Annotated in this window: 11 protein-coding genes and 2 pseudogenes; 7 read left to right on the top strand and 6 right to left on the bottom strand. The window is 62.1% G+C overall.

Features of this window, described 5'->3' with window-relative positions:
- Nucleotides 1-29 precede the first annotated feature (29 nt).
- From N1937_RS13430 to N1937_RS13420, 3 genes are all read left to right on the top strand, one after another.
- The gene (locus tag N1937_RS13430) at nucleotides 30-1250 is read left to right on the top strand and encodes a hypothetical protein (protein ID WP_017964918.1); all 1221 of its coding nucleotides are present in this window, start codon (nucleotides 30-32) and stop codon (nucleotides 1248-1250) included.
- Between the two features lie 49 nt (nucleotides 1251-1299).
- Nucleotides 1300-1956 (top strand): Vgb family protein, encoded by a 657-nt coding sequence (locus N1937_RS13425; RefSeq protein WP_260056377.1) that lies wholly within the window; start codon nucleotides 1300-1302, stop codon nucleotides 1954-1956.
- A gap of 215 nt (nucleotides 1957-2171) precedes the next feature.
- Nucleotides 2172-3083 (top strand): phosphotriesterase family protein, encoded by a 912-nt coding sequence (locus N1937_RS13420; protein WP_260056376.1) that lies wholly within the window; start codon nucleotides 2172-2174, stop codon nucleotides 3081-3083.
- A 197-nt stretch (nucleotides 3084-3280) separates the two neighbouring features.
- On the opposite strand, the gene N1937_RS13415 is transcribed toward N1937_RS13420, so the two are convergent.
- Nucleotides 3281-3811 carry a GNAT family N-acetyltransferase gene (locus N1937_RS13415; protein ID WP_260058955.1) on the bottom strand — a complete coding sequence of 177 codons (531 nt, stop codon included), beginning with the start codon at nucleotides 3809-3811 and terminating at the stop codon, nucleotides 3281-3283.
- A gap of 147 nt (nucleotides 3812-3958) precedes the next feature.
- On the opposite strand from N1937_RS13415, the pseudogene N1937_RS13410 reads away from it, so the two are divergent.
- Nucleotides 3959-5654: pseudogene (locus N1937_RS13410) on the top strand (ATP-binding protein).
- A gap of 10 nt (nucleotides 5655-5664) precedes the next feature.
- Nucleotides 5665-6066: a response regulator gene (locus tag N1937_RS13405; RefSeq protein ID WP_260056375.1), complete on the top strand. Its 402-nt coding sequence runs from the start codon at nucleotides 5665-5667 to the stop codon at nucleotides 6064-6066.
- A gap of 325 nt (nucleotides 6067-6391) precedes the next feature.
- Here the strand turns inward: N1937_RS13405 and N1937_RS13400 are convergent, their stop codons facing one another.
- Nucleotides 6392-7801, bottom strand: coding sequence for an aminotransferase-like domain-containing protein (locus tag N1937_RS13400; RefSeq protein WP_260056374.1), 1410 nt, complete (start codon nucleotides 7799-7801; stop codon nucleotides 6392-6394).
- A 90-nt stretch (nucleotides 7802-7891) separates the two neighbouring features.
- Here N1937_RS13400 and N1937_RS13395 point away from each other — a divergent pair, with 90 nt between their 5' ends.
- Nucleotides 7892-8755, top strand: a complete 864-nt coding sequence (locus tag N1937_RS13395) for a DMT family transporter (RefSeq protein WP_260056373.1) — start codon at nucleotides 7892-7894, stop codon at nucleotides 8753-8755.
- A 77-nt stretch (nucleotides 8756-8832) separates the two neighbouring features.
- Here N1937_RS13395 and N1937_RS13390 read toward each other — a convergent pair whose 3' ends face one another.
- From N1937_RS13390 to N1937_RS13375, 4 genes and pseudogenes are all read right to left on the bottom strand, one after another.
- Nucleotides 8833-9213: a DUF6966 domain-containing protein gene (locus N1937_RS13390; protein WP_260056372.1), complete on the bottom strand. Its 381-nt coding sequence runs from the start codon at nucleotides 9211-9213 to the stop codon at nucleotides 8833-8835.
- Nucleotides 9210-9545 carry an antibiotic biosynthesis monooxygenase family protein gene (locus tag N1937_RS13385; protein WP_260056371.1) on the bottom strand — a complete coding sequence of 112 codons (336 nt, stop codon included), beginning with the start codon at nucleotides 9543-9545 and terminating at the stop codon, nucleotides 9210-9212. Before N1937_RS13385 ends, N1937_RS13390 begins: the two co-directional genes overlap by 4 nt.
- Before the next feature lie 191 nt (nucleotides 9546-9736).
- Nucleotides 9737-10264 (bottom strand): annotated as a pseudogene (locus N1937_RS13380) (cupin domain-containing protein).
- Nucleotides 10265-10376: 112 nt separating this feature from the next.
- Nucleotides 10377-10763 (bottom strand): cupin domain-containing protein, encoded by a 387-nt coding sequence (locus tag N1937_RS13375; RefSeq protein WP_222291371.1) that lies wholly within the window; start codon nucleotides 10761-10763, stop codon nucleotides 10377-10379.
- Nucleotides 10764-11290: 527 nt separating this feature from the next.
- Here N1937_RS13375 and N1937_RS13370 point away from each other — a divergent pair.
- The gene (locus tag N1937_RS13370) at nucleotides 11291-12598 is read left to right on the top strand and encodes an IS4 family transposase (protein ID WP_260056370.1); all 1308 of its coding nucleotides are present in this window, start codon (nucleotides 11291-11293) and stop codon (nucleotides 12596-12598) included.
- The last annotated feature ends 30 nt before the right edge of the window (nucleotides 12599-12628 follow it).

The following is a 12628-nucleotide window of genomic DNA, read 5'->3' as shown; positions in this document are numbered from 1 at the left end:
ATGGGAGTGACAAGTGTGACGGGATTTGAATGGACTCGCTGATCACGGCAGCTGCGCGGGCGCTGGCAGTGGGAGACGCGCTCGGCGCGCTGAAGCGGGTGGCATTGCGCGACGATGCGCCGGCGCTGGCGCTGCGCGGCATTGCGATGGCGCAGCTCGGCGATCTCGTCCGTGCCAAGGCGCTGCTGAAGAGTGCGGCGCGTGCTTTCGGCCCGCGGGAGGCGGTGGCGCGAGCCCGCTGCGTGGTCGCCGAGGCCGAGATCGCGCTGGTCTCGCGCGATCTCACCTGGCCGCCAAAAGCGCTGGAGGCGGCGCGCAAGGTGCTCGAAGCGCATGGCGACAGGGTCAACGCCGCCCACGCCAGGAATGTCGAGCTTCGCCGGCTGGTGCTGATCGGCCGGCTCGACGAGGCCGAGCGGGCGCTCGAAACACTCGACCCGACGCCGCTGCCGCCGGCGGCAAGGGCTGCCCACGAACTGGTGGTCGCGGGTATCGCGATCAGACGCCTGCAGACGAAAGCGGCGCGTGCGGCGCTTGATAGGGCAAGGCAGGCGGCGCGCGAGGCCGGTATGCCCGTATTGACGGCGGAGGTGGAAAATGCCGCCGACGTACTCAACGCACCCGTGGCACGGATGATCTCGCGCTGGCGGGAAAACCCGCTGCGGCTTGAGGAGGTGGAAGAGTTGCTAGGTTCGGGTGTGCTCGTCGTCGATGCCTGCCGTCATGTCGTGCGCGACGATCAACTTTCCGTGTCGCTGGCAACGCGGCCTGTGCTCTTCGCGCTCGCCCGCGCGCTTGCCGAAGCCTGGCCGGGGGATATGGCCAGGGGTACGCTGGTCGCGCGTGCCTTCCGCGGCAAACATGCCGATGAATCGCATCGTGCCCGGCTGCGCGTCGAGATCGGCCGGTTGCGCGCCGAGTTGCGGGCGCTCGCCGAGGTTTCGGCGACGAAACGCGGCTTTGCGCTTTCGCCTCGGCGCGCCGGCGAGACCGCGGTGTTGGCGCCGCTGGTCGAAGGCCAGCATGGGGCGGTGCTCGCCTTTCTCGCCGATGGCGAGGCGTGGTCGAGTTCGGCGCTGGCGATCGCGCTCGGCGCCAGCCCGCGCACCGTGCAGCGGGCGCTGGATTCTCTTGCCGGGGAGAGCAAGGTGCAATCCTTCGGGCGCGGGCGGGCAAGGCGTTGGATGAGCCCGCCACTGCCCGGTTTCCCGACGATCTTGTTACTCCCGGGACCTTTGCCAAGCGACTAATATGGCCTGACAGATGAAGATGGCCCTACGGGCGAACAGGATAGAAGAGATGAAAAAATCGGCTGCGACCATCATCCGTGAATATGGACCTTTTCCCGGCGCCGAGCGCGTCAACGGCGTCACCTTCGATGGTGAGCACGTCTGGTTCGCCTCGGGCGACAGGCTGAACGCGCTCGATCCCGCAAGCGGCGAAGTGGTGCGCTCGATCGAAGTTGCATCGCATGCCGGAACGGCCTTCGACGGCGAGTTCCTCTATCAGATCGCCGAGGACGTCATTCACAAGATCGACCCGAAGACCGGACGTATCGTTTCCACCGTCCCGGCGCCCGGCAATGGCGGCGATTCCGGCCTTGCCTGGGCCGAAGGCTCGCTCTGGGTCGGCCAGCACCGGGGGCGCCGGATCCATCAGATCGACCCGGAGACGGGCAAGATCCTCCGCACCATCGAATCCAACCGCGTCGTGACAGGCGTCACCTGGGTCGACGGCCAGCTCTGGCACGGTACCTGGGAGGGCGATGACAGCGACGTCAGGCGCATCGACCCCGAAACCGGCGAGGTGCTGGAGCGGCTTGATATGCCCGAGGGAACCGGCGTCTCCGGTCTCGAATCCGACGGCGGAGACTGCTTCTTCTGCGGCGGTGGCGGCAGCGGCAAGGTCCGCGCGATCAGCCGGCCGGCGCAGAGCAAGGAGGCGAAGGGGAAGTAGCCGATGCGACGCCGAAGAGGCCGATGCAGCATATCTTTCCCCAGCGACATTCAGTTCGTCAGCAATCCGGGCGCCAAGTTGGAAGTCGACACCAAGGGTCAAGTTGTGGGATTTTCAATCGAGTGAGCGATTGATTTCGTTACGTGACGATCTACTTTCGCGGCAGTGTCGGTCGAGGCCTGTACGCAAAGCCGGTATGATCGCGGGGAGAGACTTTGAAACATCTGCGCACGACGCTCGGGCCTAAGAGCAAATCCGATGGGATGATCCTCCCGCACGAGCACGTCTTCGTCGACCTCAGGACGCCGGACCAGCCCGGTTATGCCGAAGCGGTGACCGAAGACGTCGTTCGGCTGATGGCTCCCGAAATCGAGCGGATCAAGAAGCTCGGGGTGACGGCACTGGTCGAATGCTCGACAGGCGGCGTCGGGCGCCGCGCGGATATCGATCTTGCCGTGTCGCTCGCGACGGATTTTCCGATCGTCGTGCCCACCGGCAATTACCGCGAGCCCTGGATTCCCGAATGGGTCCGCCAGGCTTCCGAGAAGGAGCTGGAGGCGTGGATGCTTGCCGACCTGACCGAGCAGATCGGCGAGACCGGATTCCAGGCAGGCTGGATCAAGCTCAGCGCCGGCGATGACGGGATGACGGCGCTCGAGACGAAAATACTGCGGGCAGCAGCGCGCGCCGCGGCCCAGACAGACGCCGTCATCGGCAGTCATACGATCAGAGGACGGGTCGTCATGGACCAGCTCGATGTCATCGAAGCGGAGGGCTACAGGGCCGACAGGTTCATCTCGATCCACACGCAGGAAGAAAAGGACTTCGCCTATAACGTTGCCGTCGCCGAGCGAGGCGCCTGGATCGAGTATGACCATGTCGGCCGGGGCGGGGACAACGAGGTGGCTGAGTTGGTGATCAAGGCGCTGCAGGCGGGCTGCGGCGATCGCCTGTTGTTGAGCCATGACCGCGGCTGGTTCGATCCGGCGTTACCGATGGGCGGGATACCCAAACCGTATACCCATCTTTCCACGGTCTTGCTGCCCGAGTTGAAACGGCGGGGCATAGACGACGGGACCCTGATGCGCCTGACCCATGAGAATCCATTCGAGGCTTTCGCCCGATAGGGGAAGCGGCCGGGCGACTGGAGCCTGCATAATCATGTCGCGATACCTGGAATTGCCTCAAAACCCGGTCCAGCGATCGCCCTCGCTAAGCCCGAGCATGGCGTCGCATTCGCATCGGACTAATCGCGTGAATGAACATTTTTCCAACTCTCGGTCGAAAAGAGAATCGTCCGGAGAGAGGCGTCAGCTGGACTCCTTCAAGAATTCTCGGCGATAACAGCCGCCCCGCGCTCGTCGAACAAAAGCGCCATGCTGATCGCATCGATGAACCGACCGTCGATACGTGCCGCACGTCGGACGATGCCTTCGCGGGCAAATCCCATCTTTTCGTAGAGAGCGATAGCACGGGCGTTGTCTTCATAAACATCGAGTTCGACCCGGGCAAAACCGCTTTTCTGTGCGGCTCTCAAGGTCGTCTCGATGAGCCGTCGTCCGAGACCCTTGCCCCGATAAGCGGGAAGGATTCCCATTCCGAGCTTTCCGCGATGGGCGTGTGACGGGAAAAAATGCCGGCTGATATCGCACCAACCGACGACCTCGCCTTCAGCGGTGGCAACGAATTGCGGATTGCCTTTCGCAATCATGCCCATCACGAATTCACGCGTCTGCGGCAGGGGAGTTGCTTCCAGCATGGACAGATATTTTTTCTCCCGCGCGACCACGTCGAGCGCATGATGAAAGCTGTCGATATGGGCGGCAGCGATCGGTTCGATCCTGATGTCTGGCATATCCGACAATGCTGCTTCTCCTTCAACGATTGCGGAATGCCTATCGGAGGCCTGCCGCAGACCCGCACGGGAGCGCATAATTCACGGTCCGTCAACCTTTGCGTGTCAATTTCTCGGCAGCGGGCGCCATCAAAAAGGTTGCAGATATTGAAGGTCGGGCTCACATCCCACATTACATTCGTCCTGGTGACGCTCACCTGCGCGGCGGCAGCATTGCTGTGCGGATTTGCGTGGCTCGCCGCGGTGAAGGTCGATGATCTCTCCTTGCCGGCAGGCCGACTTCGTCGGCCAAGGATTGGAAGAGCAGATCGCGGCCCTTCCCCGGGAGCAGGAAAGCGTCACCAAATGGGACGATGCCTTCCTTTATGCCAAGCAGCGGAACCATGAATGGCTGCTCGATAATGTCGGCCGGTGGACGAGCCGGTATTTTGGGCACGACAGGACCTATATCTTCGACGATACCAATCGCCTGATGTTTGCATTCCGCGACGGCGCGGATGCCATGCCGCCCCGGCTCGGCAATGACGACGGCCGAGAAATGACCGCGCTTGCCGGAGAGATGCGCGCCGTTCTCGTCGATCGGGTTGCGAAGCCCGGCACAGAGGCGCTCGGTCAACTGGCTGTGGTTCGCACGATCATGATTGGCAACAGGCCGGCAATTGCCAGCGCACGTCCCATTCTGCCGAGCTCGGCCCGGATGCAGATCGAGGCGGGCCAGGAGTTCGTCGCCGTCTCGGTCAAGTTCATCGATGGAAAAGCTGCCGAAAGCATTGCCCATTATGCGCGGCTCGAAGGATTGCATTTCGCGCCTTCGAAGGGTGAGGACGAGCGGGCGCAAGTGCCTGTGTCGTCCCATGACGGCGGCACGATCGGCTATCTCGTGTGGCCGCCTATCCTGCCCGGATTCATGCTGCTTCGGCAGATCGCGCCGGCGGGGCTCGGCTGCCTGGCGCTGCTGATCACCGTCGTGTTCTGGCTCGGACGAGGTCTGCATCGGACCTCGCTGACCCTGCTGGACAGCCAGGCGCAGCTCACCCACCACCGCAACCATCTGGAAGAGATGGTGGCTGATCGAACGGCCGAGATCGAAAGGCAGAGAGAGGAACTGGACCGCCTGTTGGTGCACGAACGCCAGGTGAATGCGCTCCAGCGCCAGTTCGTTGCTATGGCTTCGCACGAGTTTCGCACGCCGCTCGCCATCATCGATGCCGCTGCCCAGCGGCTCTGCCGCTCGATAACCAACGTCAGCGGCGATTACGTTCACGAAAAAGCCGGCGTGATCCGCAGCGCTGTCGTGCGCATGGTCGACCTGATGGAGAGCATCCTCGCCAGCGGCCGGCTCGAAACCGGGCAGATCACACTGAAGCGCAGCGAAGGCGATCTGAAAGCCCTGCTCGTCACCTGTTGCGACAGGCAGCGCCAGCTCAGCCGCTCGCATCTGTTCCATCTCGATCTCGAGCGCATACCGGATGTATTGACATTCGACCGCAGCGCGATGGAACAGGTCTTCACCAACCTGATTTCGAACGCCGTCAAATATTCGCCGAACGCGCCTGATATTCATCTTCGCGCCCGGACAGACGAGAAGACGGTGGAGATTGCCATCTCCGACGGCGGCATTGGCATGGATGCGGAGGATCTGCCGAAGCTGTTCCAGCCCTATTACCGTGCCCGCAGCGCGACGGGCATTGCCGGAACCGGCATCGGCCTTAACGTCGTCAAGCAGGTCGTCGAACTGCATGGCGGCACCGTCGAGGTGACGAGCGACCTCGGCAAAGGCACAACATTCACCATTCTTCTGCCAATAGAGTTTCTGTTGTCGGATCAACAAGTCGCAGCTTAAGGAAGAGCCCATGGTTACAGTCCTGTGCATAGAAGACGAAGTCGAGATCCGGAATCTCCTCGTCGAAGAATTGAACGACGCCGGTTACAAGACGCTCGAGGCCTCGAACGGTGCCGAAGGGCTGGAAATGATCCTGTCGAAATGGCCCGATATCGTCATCAGCGATATTTCGATGCCTGTGATGGACGGGCACCAGCTTCTGGCGGAAATTCAGATCAATCACCCGCAGCTCTCCAATATTCCCTTCATCCTGCTGACGGCGCTGACCGACCGGGAAAACACGCTTGCCGGCCTTCGCGGCGGAGCGGCGGACTATCTGACGAAGCCGCTCGACTTCGATCTGCTGCTCGCCAAGCTCGAAGGCTGCGTGACCCGTCTTGCCAACGACAAGGCGGTCCACCGGTCATTCTGATGGTTGCTGGGCAAGGACGAGGGAAGAAAGCACATGTCCTTCGTTTCCGCAAAAGACGCTTTCCGGAAGGGCGAGGCCCTGCCGCATATCTCTTCTCCCCAGCGGGGAGAAGGTGCCGGCAGGCGGTTGAGGGGGTGAGCGACGATAGGAGCGAATGCGCTGAGCGCAAGTGAAGGGCAATGAATGGTGTGCCGTGCAGCCCCTCATCCGACCCTTCGGGCCACCTTCTCCCCGCGGGGGAGAAGAGGGAGCAAGGCGCTTGCTATTGCCTCGCCACAGACGTTTCGTGGGGCAAGGCGCTTGATCCGCGACGGCTCGCCTTCCATTATCCCCTTCCTGCCAGCGCATCACCCAGCACCTCGAACACCCGCGGATCGAGCGTTTGGGACACGTTGAAGCGCATGAAATTCGTTGCCGATTGCGACAGGCTGAATGCGTTTCCGGGAGCCAAAACGATCCTCTTTCCCAGTGCGGCGCGCGCCACATCAGCCGCATCGATGCCGTCGGGCAGACGGCACCAGAGGAACATTCCGGCCTGGGGCTCCAGCCAGGGCGTTATGCCGAGATTGTTCAGCCTGGCCGAGACCTCGCTCATCGCCCGGGAGAGCCGGTGTCTCAAGGTTTCCATGTGTTTGCGATAGCTGCCGTCGCTCAAGACGTTCAGCACCAGTTCCGCCGTCAGCCGGCCGCCGCCGAAGGAGGTGGCGATCTTCAGGTCTGTCAGGCCATCGATCCATTCCGGCTTCGCCACGACGAAACCGCAGCGCGCCGAGGCAGACAGGGTCTTCGAGAAACTGCCGATGTGGATGACCCGTTCGAGCCCGTCGAAGGCGGCAAGGCGGGGCGCCGGCGTATATTCGAAATCGGCGAAGATATCATCCTCGATGATAGTCAAGTCGAACTGGTCGGCGAGTTTTAGAACCCGGTGAGCCGTAACGGGAGACAAGGTTGCGGCGGTCGGATTGTGGATGGCGGAATTGGTGATATAGAGCCGCGGACGCTCATCGGCGACGACTTGCGCAAACAGCTCGATATCGGGACCGGACGCGGTGTAGGGCACGCCGACGATCTTTGCTCGATGAGCGCGCAGCAGCGCATGGAAATTGAAATAGCAGGGATCGTCGACCAGCACCGTGTCGCCGGGTTCCAGCAGGAAACGGCAGAGCAGATCGATTGCCTGCGTGCCGGAATCGGCCAGCATGATTTGGTCCGGGGAGGCTTCGATCCCCCGTTCACCCATCCGCCGCGAAATCAGCTGGCGCAGTTGCGGCAAGCCGAGCGGCGAGCCGTAATCGGCGAGCGCCGGCCCGTCGGCTCGGGCAAGCGTTCTGAGCCCGCGGCGCATGCCGTCCCCCGGCAGCCAGGAGGGCGGCAGCCAACCGCAGCCGGGCTTCAGGTCGGCTTCGCCGGCCTCCAGCGATTGCCGCGATATCCAAAACGGATCGACCGCGCGGTCGAGCTTCGGCCCGGCCTCGGCAAGCGCAAAGGGTGCTGTCTGGTTGGCAACGTAGAATCCCGAGCCTGGTCTTGCCAGAATCGCGCCTTCGGCGACCAAGCGCTCATAGGCGTCGACGACGGTCGAAGTCGACAGCTTCAACGTCGCAGCCAGCCCCCGGACGGAGGGCAGCCTTGCACCCGGCGTCAAGCTGCGCCCGGCGATGCGCTGCCTGATCGTCGCGGCGACCATCTCCACGCGTGTGCGTCCTTCGCTCATCTGTATTGCTTTCTGCATCACTACAGTTTCGCAAAATCGTATCAGACTGTCACTGTCATGACCATCCGTGTTGGCCGATAAGAGTCAGAGAATGAAGGAGTGCAGCGCATCATGGACCGCATGGCATCGGGATGGATCAATGGTTTTATCGGGGTGGTGATCTTCAGCGGATCGCTGCCGGCGACGCGCGTGGCGGTGATGCAGTTCGATCCGGTTTTCCTCACCGTGGCGCGCGCGGCGATCGCCGGCTTCCTCGCGCTCGGCCTGTTGATTGCTTTCAGAGAGAAGCGGCCGAGCCGAGGTGATATTCTCTCCTTGGCCGTCGTGGCGCTGGGCGTCGTAGTCGGCTTTCCCTTGCTGACGGCGCTGGCGCTGCAGCATGTCACCTCAGCCCATTCAATCGTCTTCATCGGCCTGCTACCGCTCGCAACCGCGATCTTCGGCGTGATCCGTGGCGGAGAACGGCCGAAGCCGGCATTCTGGGTCTTTTCGGTTCTCGGCAGCGCGCTGGTGGCTGGATTCGCATTGACGCAGGGCCTGACGGCCTCGCCGGTCGGCGATCTGCTGATGCTGGCGGCTGTCATTGTCTGCGGCCTCGGCTATGCCGAAGGCGGCAGGCTTTCGCGCACGCTTGGCGGGTGGCAGGTGATTTCCTGGGCGCTCGTGCTGTCGCTGCCGGTGACGGTCGCGGTGGCGCTTTTGCATCGGCCGGAGACCTTCTCCGGCATCGAAACGCCGGCGCTGCTCGGCCTTGCCTATGTCTCGCTGTTTTCCATGCTGATCGGCTTCATCTTCTGGTATCGCGGCCTGTCGCAGGGCGGCATCGCCGCCGTCGGCCAACTGCAACTGCTCCAGCCGTTCTTCGGCCTGGCGCTCGCCGCAACCTTGCTGCACGAGCCCGTGACCTCAGCCATGCTCGCCGTGACCGTTGCCGTCATCCTCTGCGTCGCCGGCGCCCGCAGGTTTGCGCAGTAGGGTAGGACTCTGGGCGACTGATGGTTGACCCGGTCGGATGTTGCGGATCGGTCGATCCTATGGCCGCAAGCGGAGCGTTATGACTCCGACCTGGCAAGCTCGCTTGCTAGAACCCGAGCCTCGCTGAGAAGGGCGTGAAGTTCATCGTTCTCGTATAGAAGCGGACTGCCGTCGCGTTGTAGAACGAGATCGTTCAAAGAACCCATGCCGCCACACAAATCCTGGAAACGGCGAACTCCCCAAACATCGGAATTTTCGACAGCCCGCCGGCATGCCTCGACATGGTTCCCCCAGAAGCCAGCACCGTTGGCCGTAAGCAACAGTGCAAGCCTCTTAAGAACGGTGGCGAATCGGGCGACATCGTGATGCAACTGCATGCCGTCTTTTAGCGCAGAATCGCATTGCAGCAAAAAAATGCCTGACGTCCCTTGCTTGCCACTTCCAACAAGCCAGCTCATGTCTCTTCGATGTTGAACCCGTAGGCTCGCGTGACGAGCGCAACACGGATTTCGTACCGAGTGTACCAATCTGACCGACCGCGATTTTGCGCCTCAACGTGATCGATGACTGATTTCCAAGCTCGAATGCTGTCCTCATCCTTCCAATACGAGATGAGTATGCCGAAACCGTCTGCTCCGCGCGCGCTTTCAAAGCCGAGATAGCCCGGCTGCTGTCTTGCAAGTTCGGTCATCGCATAACCCATCTCGCCATAGCCGTTGTCCACCTTTGTTCGTTGAGAGGAAAAACTGACCATATAGTATGGCGGTTCAGGCAAAACGGCGGTGGACATTTGAGCTCCGATCGGTTGCTTTGAACGTCATCATCATGCGCGGCTCAGCGCCTGACGGAAGGTGTTGCGCACGAAAACGACGAGCTGTTGCGGATGGCTGGCCTGAGCCCATAACTGTCGAAGCTTCAGCCAACCGTTGGTCTCCGCTTTGCGCGAATCCGCCATTTCGGCCGGCTATCGGCCTGGCTGATCTATTCGCTGCTTCCTCTGTCCTTTGCTTCCCGCACCAGGTCCGGCATTCCGTCGTGCGGACCGAGGGCGTGAGTGGGATGGTCATCCCACCAATCATCGAGCAGCGGTCGGCGGTGAGGGTGGAGTGGATAGAAGATCCGGTTTTCGGCCTTATGGCGCTCGCCGACGACGAGGAGGTGCACTTCGGCTTGCGTGTTGTTGAGGAAACTATGGGCGATCCCGGTGCCGGCGGGAAATCCGACGGCGTCGCCGGGCCTCAGCCGATAGAGGTAGCCATCGAGCCAGACGTCGGGTGCGCCTTCGATGACATAGACGAATTCTTCCTCGGCGCTCTATGCATGCGGAAAGGATGTGCGCCGGCCAGGCGGCAGGCGCTCGTGATGAATGCCCAATTTTGCCAGGCCGAAAAAGCGTCCGAACGGCGCACCGATGCTCATCAGCTCGTCGTCATCGTCATAATGCGAGTTGTCAGGCTGTTCGATCTCGCTCCAATGGACGACAAAGGCCGGCCGCTCCAACGTTGCCATGGTAATCCTCCTGATGTGAGAGGTTCAGATGACTGGGGACACCTGCATGCTGCCGTGAATGGAAGGCGACCGCAAGGGTGAAACGGCGGCTCCCACGCAGCACACGAACGGCTCACTTGGCGGGCACGACGAGCGGCGCCCCTTTGCGGACGATGTAGGTTGCCAATTCCGACGCCTTGCCGCTGCCGACATTCTTCGCAGAGTGAGCAACGCCGGTGGGAATGAACAAGGATTGGCCGGCTTTAAGGGTAACCGGCTGCCTGCCTTCGAGTTGGTATTCCAGCGTTCCCGCGATAACGAAGGCGATCTCCTCGCCGGGATGCGCGTGACTGGGGGCGAGAACGCCGGGCGCGAAATCGACGCGCACCTGCACGACCTCGTGTCCGGGCACGTCGATATCGTTCTTGAGGAGATCGGTGCGCTGCAGCGGCTGTTCCGCGTGTGCTGCAGCTGCGCCGCCGAGAACGAGGGCGAGCGCGATAGCCTGGATCATTTTCATGTCGTCATCCTTCCTGAATTGACCTTTCCGACCGGTTGGCCGTATCGGGATTTAAGTCGATCAGTGAACCAGGGATGTGTCGGGGGGCCCCTATTTTTGTAAGCCAGTGTATCTGCGGCGCGGCTGGGTTGTTCTGCGTGAGATAACTGTCCAAGATTGGGCCGGCATCGGTTGGCCTACGTTGCTTGTGATAGGGTGTGCCCTGGAGCCCCCTCTGCCCTGCCGGGCATCTCCCCCACAGGTGGGGAGATCACAAGTGGCTTGAACTTCCTGCCCATCTATCGTTTCGTCGTGCTGGCCGCTCATTGTTTGGGAAGGCGGTGAGCCCAGCCAATCTCCCCACCTGTGCTAGGGCATATACATAAGTCGGTGCGACGGATTGACTCGGTTTGCGGGGGTCGGATTCCTTTACTGCGGGCTGTATGATTGTTTTGGCGACGTTTTGATTTGGGAGCGTCGCCGATGGATGTAGGGCATGATTTTTCGTTGGGCCGGTTTGGAGATCGTCGTCTCGATAAAGGGGGGCGGTGCTGCTCCGTCGCATTGTGCTGCGCGAGACGGTTTGCCTTCGCCAGTTGGCCGAGGGCAACCATTCGCAGGAGATCCGGTTCGGGCGTTTTCTCAACAACAGTGCGGTGAGCGTGGAAGAGATCATTGCCGGCTGGAGCCAGGAGACCCGGTCTGCGGTTGAGGGTCGCCACGTGCTGGCGCTGCAGGACACCAGCGAGATCAAGTTTGCGACGACGCCGGACAGCCGGCGGGAATTGGGCAAGATCAAAAAAGGCAATTGCTTTGGCCTTTTGCTGCATCCGATGCTGGCGCTCGATGCCGACACCGGCAGCTGCCTTGGCCTGGTGGGCGGCCGGGTCTGGACGCGGGGTAGCAAAGAGCTTACGCCGCATGCCGAGCGGCCGTTGAACGAAAAGGAATCGCGGCGCTGGGTGGAGACGGCAGAGGCGGCCAAACTGGTGCTTTCGCGTGCGGCCCGGGTCACGGCGATCGCCGACCGGGAGGGTGACTTCTTCATCATGTGGGCGCGCCTGCCCGATCGGCGCTTCGATCTTTTGTCGCGCGTCATGCATGACCATGCGCTCATCGACGGTTCCAAACTGCGCCGCGCGGTCGAAACGGTGGCGTTTTGCGATACTCAGACGATTGATCTGCGCGAGCGCGCCGACCGTCCGGCGCGGCAGGCGACGGTGTGCCTGCGCTTCGGCGAAGCGACGATCCGGCGGCCGCAAAACCTGCGCGAGGTAAGCCTGCCCGATGGCGTCAGGCTGAGCTGGGTCGAGATCGTTGAACCGGCCGCCCCCGACGGTGTCGAGCCCTTGCACTGGCTGCTCCTGACCACCCATTGGCTCAGCAGCCCGGCCGATGCCTGGCAGATCGTCGCCTGGTACAAGCAGCGCTGGATGATCGAGCAGTTCTTTCGGGTGATGAAGAACCAAGGCTTCAAGATCGAGGACAGCCAGTTGCATCTGGCGGCACGGCTGGAAAAGCTCGTCGCCATCGCCGCCAAGGCCGCAGCAATCGTCCTCCAACTCGTCCAAGCCCGCAGCGGCGGCGATCACCAGCCGGCAAGCCTGACCTTCACGGCAGCCGAGATCGATACCCTCGCCGCCCTCGAAAGCCGTTTCAAGGGCACAACCAAGCTGCAGTCCAATCCCCACTCTAAGGCCTCGCTGGCTTGGGCCGCCTGGATCATCGCCAAGCTCGGCGGCTGGAACGGCTACGCCTCGGCCAAGCCGCCGGGCCCAATCACCTTCTTCAACGGCCTCAAATACTTTCGAGCCGTCGCCGATGGATGGGCTTTGCGAGATATGTATATGCCCTAGCCCACCTGTGGGGGAGATGGCCGGCAGGCC

Source organism: Rhizobium sp. WSM4643 (genome assembly GCF_025152745.1).
Classification (GTDB): domain Bacteria; phylum Pseudomonadota; class Alphaproteobacteria; order Rhizobiales; family Rhizobiaceae; genus Rhizobium; species Rhizobium leguminosarum_I.
Note: the sequence above shows the minus strand (reverse complement) of the source record. Positions and strands in the feature narration are given on the sequence as shown.